At 36.2% G+C, this 25,402-nt stretch carries 24 protein-coding genes and 4 pseudogenes; 21 read left to right on the forward strand and 7 right to left on the reverse strand.

Annotated elements, in window-relative coordinates:
• Positions 1-76: 76 nt before the first annotated feature.
• Complete coding sequence (locus JCM9157_RS08760) at positions 77-520, reverse strand: universal stress protein (protein WP_035663952.1); 444 nt, start codon at positions 518-520, stop codon at positions 77-79.
• A 144-nt stretch (positions 521-664) separates the two neighbouring features.
• Between JCM9157_RS08760 and JCM9157_RS08765 the strand changes: the two genes are divergently transcribed.
• From JCM9157_RS08765 to JCM9157_RS08795, 7 genes and pseudogenes are all read left to right on the forward strand, one after another.
• Positions 665-1,285, forward strand: coding sequence for a YczE/YyaS/YitT family protein (locus JCM9157_RS08765; protein ID WP_035663953.1), 621 nt, complete (start codon positions 665-667; stop codon positions 1,283-1,285).
• A gap of 349 nt (positions 1,286-1,634) precedes the next feature.
• Positions 1,635-1,913, forward strand: coding sequence for a YkvA family protein (locus tag JCM9157_RS08770; protein ID WP_035663955.1), 279 nt, complete (start codon positions 1,635-1,637; stop codon positions 1,911-1,913).
• 15 nt (positions 1,914-1,928) lie between these two features.
• Entirely contained in the window at positions 1,929-2,717 is a 789-nt protein-coding gene (locus JCM9157_RS08775; RefSeq protein ID WP_035663956.1) for a TerC family protein, read from the forward strand.
• A gap of 23 nt (positions 2,718-2,740) precedes the next feature.
• The gene (locus JCM9157_RS08780) at positions 2,741-3,418 is read left to right on the forward strand and encodes a serine/threonine protein kinase (RefSeq protein WP_035663957.1); all 678 of its coding nucleotides are present in this window, start codon (positions 2,741-2,743) and stop codon (positions 3,416-3,418) included.
• A gap of 73 nt (positions 3,419-3,491) precedes the next feature.
• Positions 3,492-3,959 (forward strand): hypothetical protein, encoded by a 468-nt coding sequence (locus tag JCM9157_RS08785; protein ID WP_035663958.1) that lies wholly within the window; start codon positions 3,492-3,494, stop codon positions 3,957-3,959.
• A gap of 205 nt (positions 3,960-4,164) precedes the next feature.
• A pseudogene (gene mbcS, locus JCM9157_RS08790) lies at positions 4,165-5,744 on the forward strand (acyl-CoA synthetase MbcS).
• 128 nt (positions 5,745-5,872) lie between these two features.
• Positions 5,873-7,002, forward strand: a pseudogene (locus tag JCM9157_RS08795) (NAD(P)/FAD-dependent oxidoreductase).
• Positions 7,003-7,158: 156 nt separating this feature from the next.
• On the opposite strand, the gene JCM9157_RS08800 reads toward JCM9157_RS08795, so the two are convergent.
• Complete coding sequence (locus JCM9157_RS08800) at positions 7,159-7,500, reverse strand: hypothetical protein (protein ID WP_035663960.1); 342 nt, start codon at positions 7,498-7,500, stop codon at positions 7,159-7,161.
• Positions 7,501-7,696: 196 nt separating this feature from the next.
• Between JCM9157_RS08800 and JCM9157_RS08805 the strand changes: the two genes are divergently transcribed.
• Positions 7,697-9,559, forward strand: a complete 1,863-nt coding sequence (locus JCM9157_RS08805) for a diguanylate cyclase (protein ID WP_035663962.1) — start codon at positions 7,697-7,699, stop codon at positions 9,557-9,559.
• Positions 9,560-9,611: 52 nt separating this feature from the next.
• Here JCM9157_RS08805 and JCM9157_RS08810 read toward each other — a convergent pair whose 3' ends face one another.
• Positions 9,612-10,310, reverse strand: a complete 699-nt coding sequence (locus JCM9157_RS08810) for a DUF1287 domain-containing protein (protein WP_035663963.1) — start codon at positions 10,308-10,310, stop codon at positions 9,612-9,614.
• 189 nt (positions 10,311-10,499) lie between these two features.
• Between JCM9157_RS08810 and JCM9157_RS08815 the strand changes: the two genes are divergently transcribed.
• From JCM9157_RS08815 to JCM9157_RS08835, 6 genes and pseudogenes are all read left to right on the forward strand, one after another.
• Positions 10,500-11,657, forward strand: coding sequence for an exonuclease SbcCD subunit D (locus JCM9157_RS08815; protein ID WP_035663964.1), 1,158 nt, complete (start codon positions 10,500-10,502; stop codon positions 11,655-11,657).
• Positions 11,654-12,004, forward strand: coding sequence for an AAA family ATPase (locus JCM9157_RS23325; RefSeq protein ID WP_052013033.1), 351 nt, complete (start codon positions 11,654-11,656; stop codon positions 12,002-12,004). Before JCM9157_RS08815 ends, JCM9157_RS23325 begins: the two co-directional genes overlap by 4 nt.
• A gap of 2,207 nt (positions 12,005-14,211) precedes the next feature.
• A pseudogene (locus tag JCM9157_RS26195) lies at positions 14,212-14,745 on the forward strand (SbcC/MukB-like Walker B domain-containing protein); the annotation flags it as partial.
• Positions 14,746-14,946: 201 nt separating this feature from the next.
• The gene (locus JCM9157_RS08825; RefSeq protein ID WP_035663966.1) at positions 14,947-15,234 is read left to right on the forward strand and encodes a hypothetical protein; all 288 of its coding nucleotides are present in this window, start codon (positions 14,947-14,949) and stop codon (positions 15,232-15,234) included.
• A gap of 323 nt (positions 15,235-15,557) precedes the next feature.
• Complete coding sequence (locus JCM9157_RS08830) at positions 15,558-16,148, forward strand: hypothetical protein (RefSeq protein ID WP_035663968.1); 591 nt, start codon at positions 15,558-15,560, stop codon at positions 16,146-16,148.
• A 110-nt stretch (positions 16,149-16,258) separates the two neighbouring features.
• Positions 16,259-16,552 carry a hypothetical protein gene (locus tag JCM9157_RS08835; protein WP_035663970.1) on the forward strand — a complete coding sequence of 98 codons (294 nt, stop codon included), beginning with the start codon at positions 16,259-16,261 and terminating at the stop codon, positions 16,550-16,552.
• Between the two features lie 74 nt (positions 16,553-16,626).
• Here the strand turns inward: JCM9157_RS08835 and JCM9157_RS08840 are convergent, their stop codons facing one another.
• On the reverse strand, positions 16,627-16,872 hold the full coding sequence (locus JCM9157_RS08840; RefSeq protein ID WP_035663972.1) for an HPr family phosphocarrier protein: 246 nt from the start codon (positions 16,870-16,872) through the stop codon (positions 16,627-16,629).
• Positions 16,873-17,114: 242 nt separating this feature from the next.
• On the reverse strand, positions 17,115-17,240 hold the full coding sequence (locus JCM9157_RS25725) for a hypothetical protein (RefSeq protein WP_268870935.1): 126 nt from the start codon (positions 17,238-17,240) through the stop codon (positions 17,115-17,117).
• Positions 17,241-17,395: 155 nt separating this feature from the next.
• On the opposite strand from JCM9157_RS25725, the gene JCM9157_RS08845 reads away from it, so the two are divergent.
• Positions 17,396-18,187, forward strand: a complete 792-nt coding sequence (locus JCM9157_RS08845; protein WP_035663974.1) for a Cof-type HAD-IIB family hydrolase — start codon at positions 17,396-17,398, stop codon at positions 18,185-18,187.
• Positions 18,188-18,254: 67 nt separating this feature from the next.
• On the opposite strand, the gene JCM9157_RS08850 is transcribed toward JCM9157_RS08845, so the two are convergent.
• Positions 18,255-18,434 carry a hypothetical protein gene (locus tag JCM9157_RS08850; RefSeq protein WP_035663976.1) on the reverse strand — a complete coding sequence of 60 codons (180 nt, stop codon included), beginning with the start codon at positions 18,432-18,434 and terminating at the stop codon, positions 18,255-18,257.
• Between the two features lie 88 nt (positions 18,435-18,522).
• On the opposite strand from JCM9157_RS08850, the gene JCM9157_RS23330 reads away from it, so the two are divergent.
• From JCM9157_RS23330 to JCM9157_RS08860, 3 genes are all read left to right on the forward strand, one after another.
• Positions 18,523-19,266 (forward strand): DNA polymerase beta superfamily protein, encoded by a 744-nt coding sequence (locus JCM9157_RS23330; RefSeq protein ID WP_052013035.1) that lies wholly within the window; start codon positions 18,523-18,525, stop codon positions 19,264-19,266.
• A gap of 85 nt (positions 19,267-19,351) precedes the next feature.
• Positions 19,352-19,492, forward strand: a complete 141-nt coding sequence (locus tag JCM9157_RS24895; RefSeq protein WP_162831759.1) for a hypothetical protein — start codon at positions 19,352-19,354, stop codon at positions 19,490-19,492.
• Positions 19,493-19,628: 136 nt separating this feature from the next.
• Positions 19,629-20,159, forward strand: coding sequence for a CBO0543 family protein (locus JCM9157_RS08860; protein WP_052013036.1), 531 nt, complete (start codon positions 19,629-19,631; stop codon positions 20,157-20,159).
• Between the two features lie 140 nt (positions 20,160-20,299).
• On the opposite strand, the pseudogene JCM9157_RS08865 reads toward JCM9157_RS08860, so the two are convergent.
• Positions 20,300-21,564, reverse strand: a pseudogene (locus tag JCM9157_RS08865) (L-lactate MFS transporter).
• Positions 21,565-22,147: 583 nt separating this feature from the next.
• Between JCM9157_RS08865 and JCM9157_RS08870 the strand changes: the two are divergent.
• The 3 genes from JCM9157_RS08870 (at position 22,148) to JCM9157_RS08880 (ending at position 25,350) form a co-directional block, all read left to right on the forward strand.
• Positions 22,148-23,479: an extracellular solute-binding protein gene (locus JCM9157_RS08870; protein ID WP_035663978.1), complete on the forward strand. Its 1,332-nt coding sequence runs from the start codon at positions 22,148-22,150 to the stop codon at positions 23,477-23,479.
• Positions 23,480-23,591: 112 nt separating this feature from the next.
• On the forward strand, positions 23,592-24,443 hold the full coding sequence (locus JCM9157_RS08875) for a carbohydrate ABC transporter permease (RefSeq protein ID WP_235714870.1): 852 nt from the start codon (positions 23,592-23,594) through the stop codon (positions 24,441-24,443).
• Positions 24,444-24,519: 76 nt separating this feature from the next.
• Positions 24,520-25,350 carry a carbohydrate ABC transporter permease gene (locus JCM9157_RS08880; RefSeq protein WP_035663979.1) on the forward strand — a complete coding sequence of 277 codons (831 nt, stop codon included), beginning with the start codon at positions 24,520-24,522 and terminating at the stop codon, positions 25,348-25,350.
• The last annotated feature ends 52 nt before the right edge of the window (positions 25,351-25,402 follow it).

The following is a 25,402-nucleotide window of genomic DNA, read 5'->3' on the forward strand; positions in this document are numbered from 1 at the left end:
CCCAATGATGGACGGCTAGAATGGAGATATAGAACGATCTGTTACTCAATGTTGCACAATATACTGTGATAAATTGTTAATGTTGTTTTCTTACAATTAATACATCACATTTTGCCCGTCTAGCTATATTCTCTGAAACACTTCCTATAAATAATCTCTCAACAGCGTTAATTCCGGTTGCGCCTGCTATAATGAGATCTGCTTGATACTTATCTGCTATGTCTCTAGGAATTTTTATTTTCGGTGATCCGTAATCAAGAGCTATTTCTACATCAAGAATGCCAGCTTCTTCGGCGTCTTTTTTATAAGTTATTAACATCTCTTGCCCATATTTTTCAGTTTGTTCTACAATTGTTCGGTCGTACTGTTCAATAGTTGCTGATGGTCTATTATCAATAATATATGAAATGACAAGCTTAGCTTCCTCCAACTTTGCCATTTTAAAAGCTTTCTTTAAAGCTAATTCAGATTCAGTTGACCCGTCCACTGCAACTAAAATAGTCTGATAATGAAAAGCCATTTTTACCAACTCCTTCGTTTATCTAGTGATCCTATATGTTAATCGTAATGGATTTTTACTCAGACGACTGTGATGATCATCACAGTTATAAAGTCATTAAAAAGAAAGTAGGAATTTTTTATTAACTATAAAAGTAGGTGTGAAGTGAAAAAACGTTTAATTATTTATTTGGTTGGGCTTTGTATTACAGCTTTAGGTATTTCCTTGATCATTTTGTCTCAGGCTGGAGCTGGTCCAATGGATATGGTAGCTGTTGGATTAAATCAGCATTTAGGATTAACTATTGGTGTATGGGCAATTCTTTCTCAAGCCGTCCTTGTGTTAATTACAGGGGCAATTGAGTGGAAAAGGTTACAATTGGAATCCATTATAGCGATAGTCGTTAGGAGTTGGTTTCTTGATTTTTGGATTTACATAGCATTGAAAGACATTCCTTTTACAGCTACATGGGGTTCGCAGTGGCTGACCTTTTTACTAGGCATTGTTGCAGTTGGACTTGGTATTGGTATCTACTTAGAAGCAAGATTACCAAGAACACCAATTGACGGTTTGATGCTAGCAATTCACAACAGGACAGGGTGGAGCTTAAGCGTGTCCCGAATTTTAATTGAAGCAGGAGCTGCAATTGCCGGTTATTTGTTAGGTGGACCAATAGGTTTAGGAACCATATTAATTGTCTTGATTTTAGGAAGAATTATTCAATTCACGAACAAAAAAGTTAAGCAATTACTAAGAAATCCATCAGTGGCAGTGGCCAATCATTAAGTGGAAGAAGTGGGAGAAACATGAAAGTAGTTATTATACCAATCCGTATAAAGGAAGCTTACTGTTGAAAGATCCTTCGTCTTTTAAATTTCGACAGAAAAATAGGTTGACGGAAGGAGACCGATAGATTAATATAAACTCATTCATAATAAAATAGTTCTCCTAAAGGGGAGTAGCTTTTACAGCAAAGTCGTCATTACGGAGCAAATGCTCTCGGCTTTGTTGGCGACGATTACGTTGTTAGCAAGACCTTTACATTTTGATGGTAAAGGTCTTTATTTGTGTTTAATTAACCTTTACCTGTCTAATTGGTAAAGGTTTTTTGCATTTTAAAAGGTGGTGAATGGTTATGGGGAAAAAGCTGAAGAGACTTGGGTTTATGCTGAAATTCTGGAGATTACTTCCTTTTTTGAAAGACTTTTTTCTTTCTGAAGAGGTGATCTGGAAAAAGAAATTTCTGGGTATTGGTTTGTTAATCATTTATGTAGTATTTCCATTTGATTTAATTCCTGACTTTCTCGGGATATTTGGTTTATTAGATGATCTTGTGATTGCAACCTTTGTGATGAACAGAATAATTCATTTAGCGCCACTAGCTTTAAAACAAAAATACGAGTTGCAAGTATAGGGAGGATTATAAAAATTGGATTTCTCAATCATTATTGAATATAGTTGGGTGCTTTTATTATTAATACTATTAGAAGGTTTGTTAGCGGCGGATAATGCTTTGGTTCTTGCTATTATGGTAAAGCATCTTCCTGAAGAGCAAAGGAAGAAGGCGTTATTTTATGGTTTAGCGGGAGCATTTGTGTTTCGCTTTGGATCGTTATTTGCTATTTCATTCTTAATTAATGTATGGCAAGTTCAAGCAATTGGTGCTGTTTATTTGTTATTCATTGCCCTCAATCATATATTTAGAAAATTCATCATAAAAAAAGCCGAGGATTCGATCGAAGAGAGCAAGCAGAAAAAGCAATCAGGCTTTTGGGTTACAGTTCTAAAAGTGGAACTTGCAGACATTGCTTTTGCAGTCGATTCTATTTTAGCAGCTGTCGCATTGGCAGTGTTGCTTCCTGATACAGGTCTACCAAATATAGGTGGGTTAGACGGAGGAAAGTTCCTGGTCATTTTTGCGGGTGGATTTATTGGTTTAATTATAATGCGTTTTGCAGCAACTGTCTTTGTTAAACTGCTGCATGCTAGACCAGGTCTGGAAACTACTGCGTTTATCATTGTTGGTTGGGTTGGAGTAAAGCTTGCAGTTTATACTTTATCACACCCTGCACTAGGTGTAATTCCAGAAGCTTTTGTTAAATCACCTTATTGGAAGATAACCTTCTATGCTGTCCTTGTTCTAATAGCAGTAGGTGGTTGGTTCTTTTCTAAAGAGGTCCCTGAGGATCAACAAGAAAAAACGAATCAAACGGCTTAACTTTAAATGAAGGGTTGATTAATATGGAATGGGATCAAGCAGCTGAGATGATAGATAAGATTGAAGTTGTCGCAAGTAAAAATAATGAACTTGTGAAAGTGAAAGATGTCCCTGAATGTTATCAATGTGTTGGTGTTGGAACGGATGCTGCTGTATTCCGTTCCACAAAAGCACCAGAGTTTGCCTTTAAAGTATTCAGTCATATTAAGCTTGAAAAGATGGAAATGGAAAAGCGAGTATATGACGTGCTAGGAGATACGTCTTTCTTTCCTCGATACTACGGGAGTGGTGAGAACTATCTAGTTTTAAGCTATGAAGACGGTTTGACATTGTACGACTGTTTAATTAAAGGGATTGAAATACCGAAAAGGGCTATAGAAGATGTAGAAGAAGCACGTGCATATGCAAAAAGTAAAGGGTTAAATCCTAGAGACATTCACTTAAGAAACATTCTTCTTCACAATGGAAGAGCGAAGTTGCTAGATGTCTCAGAATATATGAAACAAGGAAATGATACTAGGTGGGAATGTCTAAAAGCTGGATATATGGAATATTATTATTTATTGAGTGGAAAGCCAATTCCGGTTTGGATACTTGAAACAGTTCGGAAGTGGTATAACCAATGTGAACCTGAGTTTTTTAATGAGCAAGAGTTTATTCATAAGCTGTTCAAGTTGTTTAAACTCGAAAATAACACATAATGAGGTGTAACTTTTCAATTCTTTCCTTCGTTCTAATAGTACGTAGCATGATAACAAATGAGTAGGTGAACATATGATATTCGCATTATTACTTTTTGTGGTGTTAATCGTGTTTATTGTCTTAATAGTTTTTGGTGCAAAACGCACAGTTACTCATCTAACAGAAGAGGAGCGAGGAGATATGGTGAAGCAAGTGTATCAGTATGCCGTTGCATTTATCACTTTAATTATGGTGATAGGTGGTGGTGTTTTTGCGTTTATGTCTATAGCGGATTATGTATCACCGTCAATGTATGTTGAGTCATTTGAAGATTACAAGAATATGAGAGACTATAAATCAGAGGATGGGACGGTTCAAAAGGAATTGAGTGAAACCGAGTGGCGAGCTCAATATGACGCAATGGTTGAGCAGCAAATAGAAAATGGGAAACAATCCGCTCTAAACAGTCTCATTAAAAGTCTAGGTTGGATTATTATTCCCCTTCCTATATTCATTTTATTTCAACGTCGTCTTCATGGGAGACGGAAGGAAAATAGATAATTAGAATAAGTGAAGCGATCAGTTAACATAAAACTTTTCGCTTCTTTTGGTATAAGAGAGACATTCTATGTATTTTTTGTAATTAGAAAAGGGTTCCTTCAATATAATGACGAAGATGTGAGTGTGTCCAAATTTCTTATTAGAGTGTCGGGACGCATTAGTATTTAATAAAAAAATGTAAGCGTAAACAAAAGGGAGGAATATAATGAATCATTCAGATTTACTTGCTCCAGAACTTTATAATATGGCTCAGGACATTGACCGGTTTGCAGATGATCCTAAAAAGGTGGCTCTCATTTGGACGAATGAAGATGGAGACACTCAAAAAGTAACGTACTTACAATTAAGAAAACAATCCAATCGCTTTGCAAATGCATTACAGCGGATGGGACTAAAAACAGGAGAGAAGGTAATGGTCACTCTTCCAAGAATCCCTGAGACATACGCTATTTATTTAGGTGCTTTAAAACTTGGGTTAATTATCTCACCAGGATCTGAAATGCTTAGAGAGAAAGATTTGCTTTATCGTGCCGAACATTCACAGGCGAAAGCAACAATTTGCATAGATACTATGACGGACCGCTTTGATCAGATAAGAGAAAGTACGAGCATAGAGTATTTTATTTCAGTTGGAAAGGAGGTAGAGGGTTGGAGTCATTACAATCAACTGCTTAAAGGAGAATCTGAACAATTCGAAATGGTACAGACTAGGTCAGATGACATTGCCTTTTTAAATTATACATCAGGAACAACAGGAAATCCTAAAGGGGTCATTCATCCACACAGCTGGCTTATGCTCATCAAGCTATCGCAGCCAAATTATGGCTTGATGTGAAAGAGAGTGATATTGTTTGGGCGACGGCTGCGCCTGGCTGGGCAAAGTGGAATTGGACACCGTTTATGTCAACACTTGGATCCGGTGCTACTGGGTTTGTTTATAACGGTAGATTTGATCCAGAAACTTATTTACGGTTATTGGAATCGTACAACATTAATGTTCTCTGTTGTACTCCAACTGAATTCCGTTTTATGGCAAAGCTAGATAAGCTAGAACGCTATCAACTTCCCCATCTTCGGAGTGCGGTAAGTGCAGGGGAGCCTTTAAATCAAGAAGTAATAGATACGTTTAAGAAATTTTTTGGAGTGCAAGTACGCGATGGATACGGACAGACTGAAAATACACTTTTAATTGGTACTTTAATGGGGATGGAGTCCAAAACAGGTTCAATGGGGAAACCGACTCCAGGAAATCAAGTTGCTATTATCAACGAAGAAGGTATGCCTGTTCCGAATGGTCAGGTTGGCGATATTGCAGTACATCGTAGTACACCTGCTTTATTTAAAGGCTATTTACATGATTCAGAAAGAACTTCTGCTGCCTTTCGTGGCGATTGGTATTTAACCGGTGATCAAGCGAAGATGGATGAAGACGGTTATTACTGGTTTGAAGGTAGATCGGATGATATTATTATTAGTTCTGGTTATACGATAGGACCGTTTGAAGTGGAGGATGCCCTTATTCGCCATCCTCTAGTGAAAGAATGTGCAGTCGTTGCGGCACCAGACGAAATTCGCGGTTCTATTGTAAAAGCGTATGTTATTTTAAAAGATCAAGAAGCGGGCAATCAAGTTTTAGTGAATGAACTGCAAGAACATGTTAAAAAGATGACTGCACCTTATAAGTATCCACGAGCCATCGAATTTATTGATGAGCTTCCTAAAACGACTTCAGGTAAAATACGTCGTGTTGAGTTAAGACAGCTTGAGAAACAAAAGAATAGGTAGTGTACAAAGGACTTGGGGCAGAAACCTTTTGCTTCAGGTCTTTTTACGTAAATTCATTGGTGTTTGCTATCCGTTACGAGTAAAATACAAAAGAGATATTGAAAAAAGAAAAGTGTAGGTGTGTTTATATGAAACCATATATCATTGTTGGGGCTGGAATTATCGGAGCTTCAGCAGCTTACCATCTTGCTAAAAAGGGAGTAAACGTCCTTTTAGTTGACCGACAAGAACCAGGAAAAGCAACAGATGCAGCTGCTGGTATTGTTTGTCCATGGCTTTCACAAAGGCGAAATCAAGCCTGGTATCAGTTAGCAAAAAATGGAGCGAAATTTTATCCCTCATTAATAAACAAATTAGAAGCAGATGGAGAAAAAGAAACCGGGTATGCGAGAGTCGGGGCTATCAGCTTCATGTTGATGAAGGGAAATTAGATAAAATGGAGGAACGTGTTCGGAAACGACGCGAGGAAGCACCTGAAATAGGAGAAATTACACGATTAAGTCCTGCTGAGACGAAAGCACTATTTCCCCCTTTAAGGGATGACTTTGGGGCTGTGCATGTAAGTGGAGCAGCTCGTGTAAATGGAAAAGCACTATGTCAGTCTTTAATTCAAGCAGCAATTAAACATGGGGCTACGTATATACATGCAAATGCACAGTTAACCTTTGAAGACACAAAAGTGACTGGAATTCATTATGAAGGGAAAACAGTATTAGCGGAACAGGTGTTGATAACTGCTGGAGCATGGGCAAAAGAATTATTGCTCCCTTTGGGAATTGAATTCAAAATAGAACCACAAAAAGCTCAAATCATTCATTTAAAGCTTGAAAACGTGAACACCAATTCCTGGCCAGTTGTGATGCCTCCAACGAATCAATACTTACTTTCGTTCGAAAAGGGACAAGTCATCATTGGAGCAACCCATGAAAACGATGGTGGGTTTGATCAACGCGCTACAGCTGGAGGAATTCATGAAATCCTAGACAAAGCCCTTAAGATTGCACCAGGACTAGTTGATGGTACTTTTGTAGAAGTAAAAGTTGGTTTTAGACCAGTTGCACCAGATTTTCTCCCTGTAATCGGAGCGGTTTCTGGCTTTAAAGGTATTATAGTTGCCAATGGCCTTGGATCATCAGGTTTAACAGTGGGTCCATATTTAGGTTCAGAGCTTGCGAAGCTGGCCCTTGGTGAAGAAACCGAGATTAGCTTAGAGCTTTATAATACAGTAGGTGCAATGGATGATTATATAAATGATTAAACTACAAGGTTAAGCGTTCGTGCTAGTTCGCTTAACCTTGTTTCATTATGTACAGGCAATCTCAAAGTCAATGAGTTGCTACATTAGCGATAACTGTTGGGAGGAACGTAAAAATGGGTTACCCAAACGTGGATAACCCTACTTGTAAATTTGATATTAAAAACCATCTTCTCCGCCAGTGTAAGGAATATTTAGATTCTGCTCGATCACACGAAGTCTTTGGTTCAATCTAAATAAGCGATTAGTATGAATTTCATCATTTTGATTTAAACGTAAAATTTCATCATTGATACGACTTAATTCACTATTTAGACGAATGATTTCTTCATTGATACGGGTTATTTCCTGAACTTGTGCTTGGTTTTGTCTTTCTAATTGATCGACTCTTTGATCTAGTTGTCTAGGATCACGTTGATAGTGGTTAAAAGAATTAGCTGGGAAAGATCTTGCTAATTCAGGTTGTTGGGGAACATAGCCATGATAGTAATACGGGTTCATTTTTACAACTCTCCTTTTAAATAGATGATTACCCTAATAAACTATGTAAACAACATGAAAAACGTTATTCTTATAGAAAGGAAGTAAGAATAGGTGACAACTCATATAGTCTTTTGGTATGATAAAAGAGTAGTAATAAAGTCACGGTCCGGTAAACGGTATTTACTTTTTAATTAAGGGAAAAGTAGGAGAAAAAATGAAAAGGACAACTGCAGTTCAAGCTGTTTTACTTACTTTATTTGTGAGTATTTGTGTTTTTTTACTTGTTATAACGATTAATCTAAACAATACAGATCAGCATGTGCCTGAAGCTATTGATGGAGTTATAGACTTTCAAGGGTGGAGTTTTTCCGAGAATGGGGAAGTTGATTTAAAAGGGGATTGGGAATTTTATTGGGGGCAACTCCTTGAACCTACGGCATTTCAAGAAGAAATTCAACACCGAATGATAAAAGTACCTTTAGTTTGGGATCACCTTGACCAAAAAAAAGGTTATGCAACATACCGTTTACTTGTGAATGAATTGCCGTTAAATGATATATACGGATTAAAGATCATGGACCTCTACTCAGCTTATACAATTTGGATCGATGGAGAAAAAGTATTATCTACAGGTACCATTGGAGACTCTTTTGAAACTGAAAAAGCTCAATTATACCCGCAAGTTATCACATTTACACCAACTTCTGAAGTTACTGAAATTGTTCTACAGATTTCAAATTTTCATTTTCGAGAGGGAGGTATTTGGTACCCGCCTACACTTGGAATATCTAAACAAATCCACAAGGACCATACAACTCAGGTTGCTTTTGATTATTCAGTGTTTGTGAGTCTGTTGTTAATTGGTCTTATTCATATCATTTTATATATTAACAGAAGAAAAGATAAGGAATCGTTATGGTTTGGGTTATTCTGTTTAGCTATTAGTTTAAGATCTATTGCTGTAGGTGAAATGATCCTAATGGATTGGTTTCCAGAAGCTCCATTGGAAGTAATAACGAAATTCTCGTATTTCTGGTATTTTCTAACTGGACCATTTGTTCTGCTATTTTTATACAATATGTATAAAAAAGAAACGTCATTGTTTATCACAAAAGTTATAAGTATAATTGGGTATCTCTTTGCCAGTACAGTTCTTTTCTTACCGGCAAGTATATATACGAATTTCCAGCTTGTTTACAATATCATTATTATAGTTATAGTTAGCTATGTTTTTTATGTATTAATAAAGGCGATGATGAAAAAGCGAAGAGGAGCTTTTTTTATGTTCCTTTGTTTCCTCTTTTTCTCTTACACGATCATAAATGACATCTTAGTCGTTCACTATTTATATTATGGAAAACAGTTAACCGCATTTGGCTTATTGGTGTTTGTCTTTTCGCAATCGTATGTGTCCTTCTCGAAATTAGCAAGGACATTTCGGGAAGTTGAAGAAGTTCGCGAAGAGTTAAAAAAAGTAAATGAAACTTTAGATGAAAAGATTATTGCACGAACAGAACAGTTAGAGCGTTCTCAACAGAAGTTGTTAGACATGAATGAACAATTAAGTAAGCTTTCCTATTCCGATGGATTAACGCAAGTAGCAAATAGAAGATTGTTTGACCAAACGCTAATGGATCAATGGAAGCTACATGAAGAAACTCAACAACCTATTTCACTTTTACTTTTGGATGTTGATTTCTTTAAAGGCTATAATGATAAATATGGCCATTTAGCTGGTGATGACTGCTTGCGAAACGTAGCTCTTACCTTAAATCAGCTGTTTAGTGAAGAGCATCAATTAGTAGCTCGCTATGGTGGAGAGGAATTTGCGATTATACTTTCAGGTGTTGCCAAAGAAGAGGCTATTCTTTTGGCTGAGTTCTGTAAAGAGAACATTCTAAATCAAAAAATACTGCATTCAGAATCACCTATTTCACCATTCGTTACAGCTAGTATTGGTGTAGCCACGATGATTCCTCATGTACGGCAAGGCGAACAAGAACTCGTTCAAAAAGCAGACGAGGCGCTTTACCTGGCTAAGGCTCATGGAAGAGATAAGGTAATGGCTTGTAGTTAGTCAGTGGAGAAAATAAGATAGACTCTACGTTGTGGATAGTAGAGTCTATCTTTTAATAATGCCAGCGATAATGACCAGCAATTGGAGTTGTAAAAGATGTAAGTTTAACTTCTGCAGCAAATGGAGGGTTGTTATGGATGAGGTATGGAACTCCGTCTTTGTCTCTTTTATCTGAAACGATTCCAACATGGTGGAACCCGTCAAGAAAAACGACAATATCACCTGGTTGCCACTGAGCTAGATTCGTAACATCACGTGGCCTTAACTCGGTCGTTAAGGACTCAGTAAAGCGTTGAAAATAAACAAATTGATTAGGAACGCGTCTGAAGTCAATGTTAGGGTCAGGCTTTTGGTCTACTCGTGGGTACAATTCAACATGATTTTTAATATCTTCATCTATTAAGTCTTTAAATTCTATGCCAGCTCCGAGCAACCCGCGCCAAATCACATCTGTACAAACACCTTCGTTATCAGGAGGAAATCCACCGGCGTAATAAACACTTTTATAGGTTGTCCGCTGCTCTACTTCGTTTCTAGCTGCGTTAACGATGTCAATTGGATCAGGTATGCCATTATTGTTACGATCAGTAAGCATATACTCAATTGGAATTTCTACTCTTTTCTTAAAGGGCATCTCAATATGAATGCCTAGTGAGTCATAAATAATGCCTTTTTTATATAAAGTAGATGCAATTCCAATGGCAATAAGAGCAATGAAAAAGATTTTACCTAAATATTTAAGTTTAGACATATTTTAACCTACCTTTTTGTTAAGGAGATTTCGTTTAATAAATGTAATTATTTCTGTTTATGATAAACTAAATTAGTAGCTTATAGGGGTATACCGCTTTTGGTATACCCTTTCTGGCATACTAATCTTATTAACTTATAAAGCTATTATAAATGTACCACAAAATGGAAAAAGAGGATGGTGTATTCAGTGAAATTATTTCATACGGCAGATTGGCATCTTGGCAAACTGGTTCAAGGTGTATATATGACAGAGGATCAAAGACATGTGCTAGAACAGTTCGTTCAAGCAGTTGAGGAAGAAAAACCAGATGCTGTTATTATTGCAGGAGATCTTTATGATCGCTCGATTCCTCCAACTGAAGCTGTTGATTTATTAGACGAAATTTTGGAGGAAATTGTCATTAAATTGAAGACGCCTGTTTTAGCTGTTGGAGGGAATCATGATGGACCAGAACGGTTAGATTTTGGTAGCAAAATCATGAAAGCAACGGGCTTTCATATTAAAGGATCTTTCACGGATGGATTGGATCCTGTTGTCCTGCAAGATGAATATGGCGATGTACACTTTCATCTAATTCCATACGCGGATCCGAGTAAGGTTCGTTATGAACTTAAAAATGAAGAAATCAGAACTCATGATGATGCGATACGAGCAGTGATAGAGAAAATCCAAGAATCACTGGATCAAAAGGCTCGTCATGTTTTTATTGGACATGCATTTGTTACACCAGGAGGAGAGAAAAAAGAAAACACGAGTGACTCTGAGAGGCCATTAGCTATTGGTGGTGTTGAACATGTGAATGCAGCCCTTTTTAAACCTTTTCATTATACGGCATTAGGCCATCTTCACCAGGCACATCACGTAGGAATTGAAAATGTACGTTATGCAGGCTCGCTCTTAAAATATTCAATTTCAGAAGAACATCATAATAAAGGCTATTATGTTGTTGAACTTGAGCATGATGGTCAAGTAACTGTCGAAAAAAGACTATTGAAGGCAAGACGTCAGCTCCGGACAGTGGTAGGACTTATAAACGAAATTGAACAACATGAACGGAATGACGATTATGTGTTTGTAAAATTATTAGATGAAAACCCGGTTATTTATCCGATGGAGCGTGTTCGTTCTGTGTATCCGAATGCAATGCATGTTGAACGGAAAATGCCAATTCTTAATCAAAATGGGGATATGACCCCTACAGTTGCCCGTTCTAAAATGGACGAGCTTTCTCTTTTTAAAGCTTTCTATAAAGAAGTAAAGGGTGAAGAGATGAAAGTAAAAACGGAGGAGTTGTTTAAAGAGGTACTACAAGAAACAATGCGCAAAGAGGGGGAACGAGGATGAAACCGTTAAAAATTACGATAACAGCCTTTGGGCCTTATAAAAACGTAGAGACCATTGATTTCACTGAATTAAAGGAACAGCGGTTATTTGTTATCTCAGGGAACACGGGAGCCGGTAAGACAACGATTTTCGATGCGATTTGTTTTGCTTTATATGGGGACGCAAGCGGAGAAGATAGAAGTGACTCAAGAATGTTGCGAAGCCAGTTTGCAGATGAAGATATTCATACGTCTGTTGATTTTCAGTTTATTTTACGTAATCGCACGTATCGAGTGTTTAGGCAGATGGCTCATGTTAAAGCTCGAATAAAACCGCCACTGGTGATAAGTATGAAATTTATGAAATAACGAACGGAACAGACGAGCTGTTAGTTGATAAATTAACGGTTGGAAACGTGAATCAAAAAATTCAAGATATCATTGGATTGACAAAAGACCAGTTTCGCCAGATTGTCATGCTCCCACAAGGAGAATTTCGTAAACTGTTAACTTCGGATACAGAAAACAAAGAGGAGATTCTTCGTAAGATTTTCCGGACGGTTCATTTTAAGCAAATGACTGAAGGGTTAAATGAAAAACGAGTAGAGTCGCAAAAGCATTTTGAAGCTAACAAACAAGAGCGTGACCTTACTATGAAAAATCTTGAGAAGAATCTACCAGCTAGAGAGGGTTCAATTCTGTTTGAAGTACTTAATCAAGATCATTACAATACACACCAAGTCATTGAAGCGTTAGCGAAGGAAATAGATTTTTATCGCGAACAGCAACAAACTTTAAAAAAACAAGTGTTACAGAAAAAAGATCAGTTAACTAAAAGCACAACTACTTATCATCATTCAAAAGCCATTAATGATCGTTTTACTGCTCTAGAAAAACATCTTGAGCATAAAGAATTATTAGAGAAAGAACAGTCTACTATAGATATCAAGAAACATAGGTTACAAGAAGCAGAGAAGGCAAGCCAAATCGAGCTGCAAGAACGTTTCCTAAAGGAACTAGAAATGGAAGAGAGTCAATTACAAGATCAAGTAAAACAATTAAAACACGAACTGAACAATGCATCTGAGCTTCTATCCGGGGTCCAATCCGCATTTTTAATCGAAGAGAAAAAAGCGCCAGAGCGAGAGGCAGCCCATTTCCTTGTCAACAAACTAAAAGATATGATTTCTGAAGTTGCAGCCCTAGATAAAAAGAAACAAAAGGTAAGCATACTCAAACAAGAAGTAGCAACCTGTAAACAGCAAAATGATGATATTTCGAGTCAGACTACTGAATTGAAAAAAGAAAAGGTTAGTTTAACATCAGAGTTAAAAGAATTAGAAAAAATGGTGCAAAAGCTACCTGAAACGAGCGAACTAAACCAAACGACACGTCAAAAGTTAAAAGTGGTGAATGAGTGTATTAGTCTGTCCACCAAAGCTACTGAAATCTCTAAACAAGCTTTCAATGAAGAAGAAAAATTAGGAACATTAAAAGAAGAGTATGAACAACTGGAAACGCGTTGGATTGAGGGACAAGCGAGTTTATTAGCACTTCATCTTCACAACGGAGATCCTTGTCCAGTCTGTGGTAGTAAAGAACATCCTGACTTAGCAGAATCCCAACAAGAAATCCCGACAAAAGAACAGCTTGAACAAAAACGAATGTTAAAAGATCAAGTTGAAGGAATATATCGTACGTTACAAGCACGAATAGAGAGCTTGAACAATCAGCTAACAGAAAAGGAAACAGATCTACAGGTTTTGGGTATTGACCATAAAGATTTAAATTCAGTGTATAGCGATTTAGAAGAAGCAGGTCAAGAGCTTGAAAAGAAACTTACTCAACTAAGAGCAGATCAAGATAAATTTGGAAAAGTTAGAAGCAAGTTAGAACATGTAGAAAATAAACTTGAAGAGTTAGAAATGACCAAGGAAGAAAATGACAATACACTTCATCAATTGCTAGCTAATTATCAAACGGAACAAGCATTATTTGAGGAGAAATTACAAACGATTCCTGAACATCTTCAATCTAATCAAGCCCTTGCTGTCGAAATAGAGAAAGCAGAAAATGATAAACAGTTATTAGATCATGCTTGGAAATCCATTCAAATAAAATTAAATCAAGCAAAAGAACAGAAGCTGAGAGCTGAAACAACCTTAAACAGCCTTGCCAAACAGTTGGAAACGACTTTAGAAAGAAAAGAAAAAGCTGCATTCAATTTTAAAGAAGTACTTTTGAAAGCTAATTTCCAATCAACAGAAGATTATAATCAAGCAAAACTGACTGAAACTGAACGAGCCGAGTTGAAAGAAGAAATAGAGCTTTATACAAGTCATCTTCAGGCGATTACAAAACAAGTCGCAGACCTACAGGTAGAACTAAAAGGAAAAGAAAGACAAGACCTAAATCAGCTATTAGAACTTATTTCAACATTAGAATACGAACTAGAGCAAGTTCAGCGTTCGCTTTCGCAAATCACTCATTATCTTGAATCTGCAACGACGGCTTCAAGCGATATTTGCCATGCTCACGAAAAAGTGAAAGACGCAGAGGAGATATACTATCTTCACAAAGATTTATATGATGTCGTAAGAGGTGAGAATTCAAAGAAAATTTCATTTGAACGCTTTTTACAAATTGAATTTCTTGAAGAAATCATTCAAGCTGCAAACCAACGCTTAAATCGACTTTCCAATGGTCAATTCCATTTAATTCGCAGTGATCGCTTAGAAAAACGAGGCAAGCAAAGTGGACTAAGTCTCGATGTATTTGACAATTATACGGGTCATAATCGTGATGTAAAAACACTGTCTGGAGGGGAGAAATTTAACGCTTCACTAAGTTTAGCTCTTGGGATGGCTGATGTAATTCAATCTCATCAAGGTGGGATTTCGATTGAAACAATGTTTATTGATGAAGGCTTTGGATCATTGGATGAGGAATCGTTAAATAAGGCAATTGACACTTTAATTGATCTTCAACAGTCTGGAAGATTAATTGGAGTAATCTCACACGTTCAAGAATTAAAGCAAGCAATCCCGGCTATTCTTGATGTGAGAAAAATGCGAGAGGGTCACAGTGAAACTAGGTTTCTCATCAAATAATTGAATAGGAAAACAGTTATGATTAACAAAAAATCTCTAGTAAAACACGAAAACTTTTCAAAAAGTTACTGAGTACTATCGCAAAAATTGTAAAAACCTCCTATTGAAATGGTAAAGTCGTGGATGCTGTGTACAACAAAAAAGAAACAGGATACTATAGCAATTGTAAAGACGAATTCACATTTCTAGGAGGTTTTTTATATGAAAAAGAAATTATTTTTAACAGCAGCTTCAGCAGTTCTAACGGTGGGGATCTTAGCCGCTTGTGGAGATAGTGAACTAGATGAGCCAACGATGGGTGAAGGTCAAGACTTCGAACAAGAAGTGGAAATGGAGTTCGATGAAACTGAGGGCACTGAAGAATTTGAAACTGATTTAGACACAGAGCTAGATGAGACTGAAACGGACACGGAATTTGAGTCTGAATCTGAATTTGAAACTGAGTCTGAACTTGATGAAGAGACAGATACGGAAGACAACGGACTTTAATAGTTAATTAACCTGATTAGTATGATTTTCTCTACAAACTATCTCTCTAGCTGAGAGTCTATATAGATTAGTTGATTGATTATCTTAACCAGGATAAAAAAATTAAAACTGCTACCACTACTTGCCTACAAAGGATTACTCCTTTGTAGGCATTTTAAAAATATAATGACTTCGTTTATTATTAGAGGTTGTCCCAGGTTAAAACCAACCTATTGGGACAGCCTTTAGTTGTATTCTAGTACAAAATACTTAAGTCCTCTTCCATATTGTCAATAATAACTTCTTCTATATAATAAGTAAGATAGTTCGGTACAGGAGGCATTATGAATAAACTAGGATATATGGTAGTGGGGGCAATTTTCACCATGATCATTTCAATTGGGGCTTTGACATTTGCGGATACGATCACTTCTTCAAATGCAAATGTCCAAGAAGAAAATTTAGTAGATCAGATGACACAGCTACCAATTCAAGAGAGTGATAGTCAAGTGACCATAAACTCACCGATTTTAAAAACAAATGAAATGGATCTAAACAATCAAATTGAATTAAGAGAAGAACAAGCTGTATATACTTCTTTTGCTAACAGTGATGAAGGGATAAACGCTCTTAAAAAGCTTGAAATTAAAATCGAGAGTGATCAAACTAAAATTAAGGTGAAACAAGAACAAAAAAAGAAGAAGATAAAAGCTGAAGTGGAAATTGAATTAAAGAATGAGAAAATGAAGCTTAAAGACCAACGAGCTGAAACATTTATTCAAGAGATATTAGCTGATTATAGTATAGACAGTGACAACGTCGAGCAATTGGCTGATTTCTTGCTGGAAGAGTTTCAGATGAATCCTCATGCAGTTGAAGTAGAAATTAAGATTGAAACGTTAGATGGTTATGAAATTGAATATTCAAATGATTAATTTGAAAAAAAGCACTGTTCTTATGTTAAGAACAGTGCCTTTTTTAAGGGATGCTTATTAATAAAATAGTCAATACTGTTGAAGTGTTTATTAAAAAAGATGGTGATAATATGAATGTATTTATTTTGGTAGCAATTATATTCGTTCCCCTTGGGATGTGGCTTTTGCAAGTACGTTGGAATCAAGCTGGCTCTCTTTTTACAGCGTTTTCCATTTTGTCGCTTACCATTTTCGGATATATAACGGCTGAAGCAATTTACACGATTTTAAAAGCAAATGAAGTTTTTATGACGACCATACATGGAATTTTCCTAAAGCCACTGTTTCTTATAACAGGAAGCTATCTCGGCTTGTATTTACTGTATCGAACGTGGTCTCTATTATGGAGGGATTTAAGAGGATGAATCATGGGTGAATAAAAGATAAAGGGCTTGCTAAGTATTTAGCAAGCCCTGGTCTCTTTTCAATGAGTTAGAGATTAAGCTTTTTCAAACAAGCCAAGAGATAAAAAGGCTTCAACAACTGCTGAGTCATCGCTTCCTTGTACTTCTAATTCTATAACTTGATCAGGTTGCAAAGAAACTGCCAATAAGCCTAGTAAACTTTTTGCATCAATTACCCAGTGATCCTTTTTTATTAAAATAGTCTCAGGGAATTCACTTGCCTTGTTAACTAGTTGGCTTGCAGCTTCACCAAAAATTGGTTTTAATACTTTAACTTTCATCGCTTCACTCTCCCTAAAAGTATTACTAAATTATATAATGAATATGGCGAATTTTCAATAATTAGAATGCGTTTTCATAAATATTAAAACCTTTTAAAGATAATGAGCTTGTTATAAGTAGAAATAAGAACCAAAACTCTTCGCTGAGAGTGAATTTTTCTATAAATACCAAGCTGTCTCAAAAGTTATTTTGACCTTTGAAACAGCTTTTTGATGTTCTCACTGTCATAATGAGAAAATATTTATTCTTTACTATCTTGCATTTCTCTGCTCATTTTAGAAATCGTAATTCTTTCTTCACCTGTGCTAGGCTGAACGGCGTCTTTACTTTTAATCATATTACGCTTTGATTTAGAACGTTTACTCATGGCATTCACCCCTTCGTTAAATTAACCTGTTACAATGAGTAGTTTCTGCTTAAGGAATTATTTTTATGTGAAGTGATCTTTTGTTTTCAAATGTAAAAATGTAGAGAATTAATCATGTTATACTTATTTTAAATAAACGAAAAAGGAGTACTAATATGTCTGTATATAAGATTTTATTTTTAGATATTGACGGCACAATCTTAACACCTGACGACTTAATTGAAGAATCAACAAAGGAAGCAGTTAAACAAATAAAGCAAAAAGGGCTAGAAGTGTTTTTAGCGACAGGTCGACCGCTTCATGAAATTCAAGAGATTGGAGAAGAGTTAAAAATCGAATCTTTTATAGGTTATAATGGTGCTTACGCAATACATAAAGGAAGAGATGTCTTTAATGAGCCTGTGGAGGCAACTGTAGTTGACCGTTTCTTAAATACAATGAAATCTAGGGGGCATGAAGGAGTACTGTACACAAACGGTCAAAATCTACTGACGAACAGTGAAGCTCCGATTGTAAAACGTTTTGTTGAGCACTTTCACTTAAGACATAATGAAGAATATAAAGATACTTTTAAACAAGATATTCTTGGAATTTCAATTATGAATATTTCGAAAGAAGAAGTTCACTTATATGAAGAGGAGGGTGTGATTCATCTATCTCCAATTAATGTGAGCGAATTCAAAGAACATTCGTATGACGTTATACGAGATAAGGTGAACAAAGGCTTTGCGGTTCAAAAAGTTTTAGATTTACTTAATATAGATAAAGAATCAGCGATAGCTTTTGGAGATGGAATGAATGACAAAGAAATGCTTAAACTTGTAGGGAACGGCTTTGCTATGGGGAATGCTCAAGAAGAGCTTTTTCAATATGCAGATCATCAAACAACTGACGTAACAAACTCAGGTGTTTTTAATGGGTTGAAAGCATTAGGGTTAGTTAAATAAATAAGAGGCAGATGAAACACGGATTACATCCATGCGTTATCTGCCTTTGCGTTTATTCGTATAAGGATTAGGCTTCTGGTTGATAGTATTCAATAACGGGGTGCGAATCTTCATTTGCACCAATCTGGTTCTCTAAAATCATTATTGCTTTTCTTAAAAGAACTTCATCTGACTTATCATGTAATGTATTACCAATGACATCCTCTAAGCCTTGAATGACCTTCTTAATATTATCTTCCGGAATCATACATACCCTCCAAAATTAAATGTTGTTGCCTTAATACTTTAACCGAATTTTAATAAGAACATTCCAATTTTGAAAGAAGGGAAATTTAATGAATAGAAAGTTGGTTTTCAAAGCTTTAGTTGGCTCTGGTAATTACCATTTATCAACACCGGAATCTGATAAGGACTATAAAATATTTGTCCTACCTTTTTTTCAAGACCTATACAATGGCAAAGTATATACAAGAAGTGTAGTAGGTAAAAACGATGAGGAAATTCATGATATACGTAAATTGAATCAATTATTCTGGAAATCGAACGTAAATTTTGTTGAAGTTCTCTTTTCGATTGAGATTGTTCACAGTGAATCAGAATGGATTAAAGAGTCAGTTGATCAGATACTGGCACTGAAAAAAGAAATTGCTTCGATGAACTTACCTTATTTGTACAAAGCATGTAAAGGGATGTTTCTGAGTAAATCAAAGTACATCGAAACTGGGAATCAAGAAACGAAATTATTGGTTGAAAAATTTGGCTATGATACTAAGTCGGCTATGCATACTTTTAGAATTCTTGATTTTATTGAAAGATATGCAGACAATGAGTTCACAGACTTTAAAAAGGCCATTCAATATAACGAAACCGAAAGAGAATTCCTATTGAAATTAAAGCAAGGTGCTTTTACTCAAATGGAATTTAATCAATTAATAAGAGCGAAGGTTGAAAATTTTGAGAAGCTAGAAGCTATGTATCAGCAACAACCTGTTAAAGAAGATGTAAAAGCAATGCTTGAAGAGATTATTTACAAGCTAGTCGCTAACAGTGTCCAGTATGAATTAAATCAAGAGGATTAACAAATTTCACAAAAAAAACCGCTTTTAAATTTCCTCCGATTGCAAATTATATAAACAAGCTTTATCAATAGGGGGAAATAATAAAATGGATGAGCAATGTTTTTATTGCGAAGATACGGTTGAAGGCAAATTTCACCATGGATTGTTTATACAGCAAAATGAACAAGTTGATAAAGCTCTGTGTTCAGATTGCTACAAAGACTGGTTAGAAGGTATAAAAGGATAGTAAGGATGAAAAGACAGGACTTCGCCTGTCTTTTTCATTTTAATGATTTGGGATCACCGATGAATAGAAATATGGTAGTTCCAAAGAATATAAATAGATGTGTTTTTAACTTATTGTTTGAAAAGGGTGTACCATAATGCATATTCTTACTGCCATAATAAGTATTATTGCTGTTTTGGGTTGGGGTAACTGGAGAAAATGGAAGGAATATCATGCCACGTTACTTTTTTTCGCTCTTGGCAACATCCTCTACAATTTCTTAACGGCGAATTACTTATTATGGCGAATGGATGCAGACTTTCTTTCGAATCATACTATTACTGAACTTGTTTATACATTTGTTGTCTTTCCTGCAACTGCTATTCTCTATTTAGGAAATTATCCTAAAAAGCGCATTAAACAAATATTACATAATTTACAGTGGATATTTATTTATGGAGTATGGGAATATGTGTTTACATTGACTGGGCATATTGAATATCAGCACGGTTGGACTCTCGGTTGGTCTATTGCTGTTTTATTTGTGATGTTTCCACTGTTAAGGCTTCATACAACAAGGCCGTTATTAACTTACATCTTGTATGCCATAGTATCTGTGCTTCTTCTTTGGTGGTTTGATGTTCCTGTTCATATTCCTATGGAAGAGCGAATTAATTATGGACAGTGATGTGTTTATTAAGCAGTTTAAAGCCTTTATGAGATCACTCATAAAAGGCTTTGAAAATTGAAACTCTATTTAATACAAAAAAATATCGTTTCTAAAACAAACCAACTGGTCAGTCTAATTAAGAAGTGTAAACTAACTCATCATGACACAGCATGCTTTTGTTTTTGTTCTAATTGTTTTTCGCTTTTTCTAATATCAAGTTTCATCATTATTGAAACGACGAAAGCAAGTAGAATGAGAGCAGAGAAAACATAAAAGACAGGAATGTAGCTGTCGGTTCTTTCTCTAATTTGAGACACGATCATTGGACCAAAAACACCACCAAGCGACCAAGTAGTTAAAAGATAACCGTGAATTGCACCAAGTTGTTTAGTCCCAAATAGGTCTCCAATGAATGCTGGAAGGTTTGAAAAACCACCGCCATAACAACTAACAACAAGTAAAATGAGAAATTGAAAAATTAAGACACTCGTTATAAATGGAAGAGTTAAAAAAGCAACAATTTGGATCGAGAAAAAGATAATGAAAATATTAGAACGGCCTATGTAGTCAGAAGCCGCAGCCCAACCCAGTCGACCACCACCATTAAAAATCCCCATAACTCCTACCATCGTTGCAGCAGCAGCAGCTGATAATCCAACCACTTCTTGGGCCATGGGTGAAGCAACGGATATCATCATAATACCAGCAGTTGTGTTGATAAGCATCATCGTCCAAAGCATCCAAAACCGTTTTGTTTTAACTGCTTCTTTAGAAGTTAATTGCTGTAAATCTTTTTTAATGATCTTTTTACCAGAGGCAATGTCTTTTTTCATTGATTCAGGCATCCAGCTACTGTCGGAGGAGCTATGTAAGATGCCCCAATAACCATTAAAATAAAGTAACAAACTCCCAGTAAATAGAATGTGTTAGTAATACCGATCGTACCTAGTAAGTTAGCTGCAATAGGTGCTGTTACAAGTGCTCCTGAGCCAAAGCCGAGCACTGCCATTCCAGTAGCTAATCCTCTACGATCAGGGAACCATTTGACGAGTGTCGAAACAGGTGATATATAACCAATCCCTAATCCAAGTCCACTAGCAACTCCGTAAGTTAGTAAAAATAATGGAAGAGAGTCAATAGCAATTGCCAAACCTGAACCCGCTTGACCAATTCCGAACAATACGGCAGCTACCAACGCTGATTTACGGGGGCCGTTTCTCTCTACAAATTTCCCAAACAAGGCTGCAGAAGAACCAGCAAGCGCCATCATAATTGTAAATGCAATTGTCACTTCTGTGGGTGACCAACCCATTTGGTTACTGATTGGATACGTATATACACTGTATGCATAAGCAGCACCGATAGAGATATGAATAGCTATCGCAGATAAAGCGATAAGCCACCTATTTTTCGTTGTCTTCATAAAATTCCTCCTTCAGACCATATATTTGAAAACCCTTACATACATGATATAGCCTCTTGGCTAAAAAATCAAACTAATGTAAAAATTCACAAATGTAGAAAGATAAAGGTAAAACTTTAGTAGCGAGACTATTTATAGATCTTAGAAAGTCTAATAAATAAACAAAGAGATAAGCTACCTGTTTATTTGTTAGAGTTTTTTTAAAATTAAAATATATTTTCGGAATTAAAAGGAATTCTTAAAAAGATAGTAGAACTATTTACATCAACTTCATAATAAATCTATTAATTATTGAGTTGAGATAAAATATATATTATAAAGCCTAGCACTTACACACGAGGAATATTTAGATATACTAGTAAATAAAATTATGAAACAAGTACATATAGACTAAGTCATATGTGCAAATATAAGGTTTCTCGCTTAACAAAAAACTTTGTAAATAGTAAATCAAAGCTAAAATGTACACATGTACATTTAAGGAGGTGATGCTAATTTTGAGATAGAAAACAATAATTTTGAAATCGCTTACTTGCAGGGGGAGTTTCACGAGTACCAATAGAAAAATGAAGGGGTGAATGTAATGAAAAGAAATTTATTACTATTAATTGTTTCTCTCTTATTAGCCATTTTCTTAACAGCTTGCGGATCTGGAAGTGAAGAGGCAGCATCAGATCAAAATAATGAAGATAACAAAGATACGGAAGAAGTGGGAGGAAATGAAGAAACGGTTGCCGGCGATGTGGAACTAGATTTTTGGTTTATTGATCCAGGTGTCAAACAAGAGATCTATATGGAGGCGGTTGCACGTTTCGAAGAAAAAAATCCAAATGTAAAAGTAAATGCCCTTCAAATTCCTAATGATGATTATAAACAGCGCATGGTCGTTTCGATGTCGGGTGGAAATCCTCCTGATGTTTTTCATAGCTGGGGCGGTGGCTGGTTAAAAGAGTTTGTTGAATCTGATCAAGTGCTAGATTTAACGAATGAAGATATAGATTTTGATCAATATTATGATGTTGCATTAGCAAATTCAACGTATGATGATAAAGTCTTTGGGTTGCCACTAGGGTTATCTCCATTCTTTTTTTACTATAACAAAGAGATTTTTGCTGATAATGGTTTAGAAGTCCCTGAAACATATGATGATTTGTTAAACGCAATAGATGTATTAAAAGCAAACAATGTAATACCAATAGCTTTAGCAAATCAAACGAAATGGCCTGGAGCATTCTACCTTATGTATTTAGCAGACCGTATTGGTGGATCAGAAGTGTTTGAATCTGCTTATCACCGTACAGGGGGCGGGTTTGATCATGAGGCTTATGTTCAAGCTGGTGAGTACATCCAAGAATTAGTAGAAAGAGGCGCATTTAACCCTGGCTTCAACGGTGTTCCGTATGATGCTGGTCAAGGAAGACAGTTAATTTATTCTGGTCAAGCAGCGATGATGCTAATGACAACAGGATTTCTAAACAACATGCGTGACGAATTCCCAGAGTTCGAAGAAAGAATGGGTGTATTCACATTCCCTGGTGTTACAGGTGGAAAAGGGGATCCGAAGATGTTAAATGCGGGTGCAGCTCCAGTTTGGTCTGCGACAAAATCGGAACACTCTAAGTATGCAGTTGAGTTAATTAAGGAATTAACGAGTGCTGAAACAGCTCAAGCTTATGTTGATCGTAGTGGTGCACCGGTTGCGATTGTAGGTGTAGAATCACAAGATCCATTTGTAAGGGAAGCTCAACAAATGATTGAAGAAGCAAGCTCGATTGTGTTCCCTTATGATCAAACGTTACCGCCAGTACTAGGTGAGCTTCATAAAGATACGGTTCAAGAATTGTTTGGGTTAACAATGACCCCTGAAGATGCTGCGAAGGCAATGGAAGAAAAAGCAAAAGAGATATTAGACTGATAGTAAAATAGAAGAGGACTAACAAAAAAGGGTCTGGTCAGTCCCTAGCATATGTTTTTACGCTAGGATCAGACCCTTTTTAATATGGATAATAGATTCGGAGGGGAATGCAATGAATCCTGAGGTTGGTGTGGAAACGAATCCTAACGTTGTACGAAAAAAGCAAAAGCAAAAACAAGCACGTACGATTCTTTTGTTTGTTCTGCCAGGTTTGCTTGTTTATTCAGTGTTCATTCTGTATCCTATTCTCGCAACGTTTAACTATAGCTTTTTTAACTTTAGCGGAGGACAATCACAAAGAACGTTTGTTGGTCTTTCAAACTATACAACATTGTTTGCAGACCAAACTTTTTGGCAGGCATTAAAAAACAACTCATTTATCATTCTAGTATCAGTTTTCGTTCAGATTCCTCTAGGGTTAATGATGGCGTTAGTGCTTTTTAGTCCGATTAAAGGAGTTAAACTCTTAAATGTGTTGTATTTTTTACCATACTTAATGTCAACGGTCGCAATTGGTTTATTATGGATTTTTATGTTTGACCCGATGAATGGACCTGTTAATCAGGTTGTGAAATTATTTGGTCAAAACCCGATACCATGGTTAGCGGATAAAAATACAGCGATGATTGCGGTTTTACTAGTTATTGTCTGGCAGTTTGCTCCCTTTTATATGATTTTATTTAAAGCGGCGATGGTTGGGATTCCAGATGAGTTATATGAAGCAGCTAGAATTGATGGAGCTAATGGAACTCAACAGTTCTTTTATATTACGTTCCCTTCTTTAATCCCGACGATTGTCACTTCATCCATCTTAGCCGTGGTTGGATCATTGAAGCAGTTTGATATCTTCTACATCATGACAGGTGGAGGACCTGGAAACTCAACTGAAATTCTAGGTACATACATGTTTAAACAGGGCTTTATCAACTTCAACATGGGCTATGCAAGTACGATTGCAGCATGATGTTTATTCTGGCCTTTATCGCTGTTTTAATCATTCAATTCATTGAGTATCAACGTAAGAAGCGGGGGATTATGATATGAGACCTTTGGAGCTTACAAAACGTATTCTCATTTATGTGTTAGCGGCTACCTTTCTGATATTTGCCATTTATCCGTTCATGTTTATGATTGGAACGTCATTTAAAAGCATGTCTGAATTTTTCAGTAATCCTTTTTCTATTTTTCCAGAAAGCTTTACAATGGAACATTATATGTCTGTGTTTCATATGGGCCTCACTAGCTACTTCATCAACAGTATTATCATAACCGTATCAGCTGTTGTGTTAGTCGTAATGATTGCATCACTAGCGAGTTATCCGTTGAGTAGGCTGAAGTTTCGATTGAATAAACCGTTATTCTTGCTGTTTGTTGCTGGAATGATGCTCCCGATTCATGCGACGTTAATCCCAATTTTCATTATGACAAACAACGCTGGAATTTATGATACGCTTTTTGCGTTACTAGGACCTTACGTTGCGTTTAGCTTGCCAATTTCGATCTTTATCCTCACTCAATTTATGCAGGAGATTCCAAAAGAGCTCGAGGAAGCAGCGCAAATTGATGGAGCAAACCATTGGAAGATTTTTTCGAAAGTTATCTTTCCGAATGTTGTACCTGCTATTTCAACAATTGTTATTTATAACTTTGTCTTTTTATGGACGGAATTCATCTTTGCCTTAATTTTAATTCAATCACCTAAAAATATGACTTTGCCACTAGGACTTCAGAACTTCTATGGTGAGTTTTCAATTAATGTGCCAGGTTTGATGGCAGCGCTGACGTTAGCAAGTTTACCAGTATTACTTCTTTTCATTCTAGCACAAGAAAGAGTAGTCAAAGGACTATCAGGCGGAGCAGTAAAAGGTTAAAAGCATCCATATAAAAAAGCACTTCTATGCCATTCTGGATAGAAGTGCTTTT

It is taken from the genome of Halalkalibacter akibai JCM 9157, from assembly GCF_000513135.1.
GTDB lineage: Bacteria > Bacillota > Bacilli > Bacillales > Bacillaceae_D > Halalkalibacter > Halalkalibacter akibai.

Bases quoted from the DNA above. Each gene is read 5' to 3' on its own strand.
- JCM9157_RS08760 (WP_035663952.1), bottom strand. From the start codon at position 520: ATGGCTTTTCATTATCAGACTATTTTAGTTGCAGTGGACGGGTCAACT.
- JCM9157_RS08770 (WP_035663955.1), top strand. From the start codon at position 1,635: ATGGGGAAAAAGCTGAAGAGACTTGGGTTTATGCTGAAATTCTGGAGA.
- JCM9157_RS08780 (WP_035663957.1), top strand. From the start codon at position 2,741: ATGGAATGGGATCAAGCAGCTGAGATGATAGATAAGATTGAAGTTGTC.
- JCM9157_RS08785 (WP_035663958.1), top strand. From the start codon at position 3,492: ATGATATTCGCATTATTACTTTTTGTGGTGTTAATCGTGTTTATTGTC.
- JCM9157_RS08800 (WP_035663960.1), bottom strand. From the start codon at position 7,500: ATGAACCCGTATTACTATCATGGCTATGTTCCCCAACAACCTGAATTA.
- JCM9157_RS08805 (WP_035663962.1), top strand. From the start codon at position 7,697: ATGAAAAGGACAACTGCAGTTCAAGCTGTTTTACTTACTTTATTTGTG.
- JCM9157_RS08810 (WP_035663963.1), bottom strand. From the start codon at position 10,310: ATGTCTAAACTTAAATATTTAGGTAAAATCTTTTTCATTGCTCTTATT.
- JCM9157_RS23325 (WP_052013033.1), top strand. From the start codon at position 11,654: ATGAAACCGTTAAAAATTACGATAACAGCCTTTGGGCCTTATAAAAAC.
- JCM9157_RS08825 (WP_035663966.1), top strand. From the start codon at position 14,947: ATGAAAAAGAAATTATTTTTAACAGCAGCTTCAGCAGTTCTAACGGTG.
- JCM9157_RS08830 (WP_035663968.1), top strand. From the start codon at position 15,558: ATGAATAAACTAGGATATATGGTAGTGGGGGCAATTTTCACCATGATC.
- JCM9157_RS08835 (WP_035663970.1), top strand. From the start codon at position 16,259: ATGAATGTATTTATTTTGGTAGCAATTATATTCGTTCCCCTTGGGATG.
- JCM9157_RS08840 (WP_035663972.1), bottom strand. From the start codon at position 16,872: ATGAAAGTTAAAGTATTAAAACCAATTTTTGGTGAAGCTGCAAGCCAA.
- JCM9157_RS25725 (WP_268870935.1), bottom strand. From the start codon at position 17,240: ATGAGTAAACGTTCTAAATCAAAGCGTAATATGATTAAAAGTAAAGAC.
- JCM9157_RS08845 (WP_035663974.1), top strand. From the start codon at position 17,396: ATGTCTGTATATAAGATTTTATTTTTAGATATTGACGGCACAATCTTA.
- JCM9157_RS08850 (WP_035663976.1), bottom strand. From the start codon at position 18,434: ATGATTCCGGAAGATAATATTAAGAAGGTCATTCAAGGCTTAGAGGAT.
- JCM9157_RS23330 (WP_052013035.1), top strand. From the start codon at position 18,523: ATGAATAGAAAGTTGGTTTTCAAAGCTTTAGTTGGCTCTGGTAATTAC.
- JCM9157_RS24895 (WP_162831759.1), top strand. From the start codon at position 19,352: ATGGATGAGCAATGTTTTTATTGCGAAGATACGGTTGAAGGCAAATTT.
- JCM9157_RS08860 (WP_052013036.1), top strand. From the start codon at position 19,629: ATGCATATTCTTACTGCCATAATAAGTATTATTGCTGTTTTGGGTTGG.
- JCM9157_RS08870 (WP_035663978.1), top strand. From the start codon at position 22,148: ATGAAAAGAAATTTATTACTATTAATTGTTTCTCTCTTATTAGCCATT.
- JCM9157_RS08875 (WP_235714870.1), top strand. From the start codon at position 23,592: ATGAATCCTGAGGTTGGTGTGGAAACGAATCCTAACGTTGTACGAAAA.
- JCM9157_RS08880 (WP_035663979.1), top strand. From the start codon at position 24,520: ATGAGACCTTTGGAGCTTACAAAACGTATTCTCATTTATGTGTTAGCG.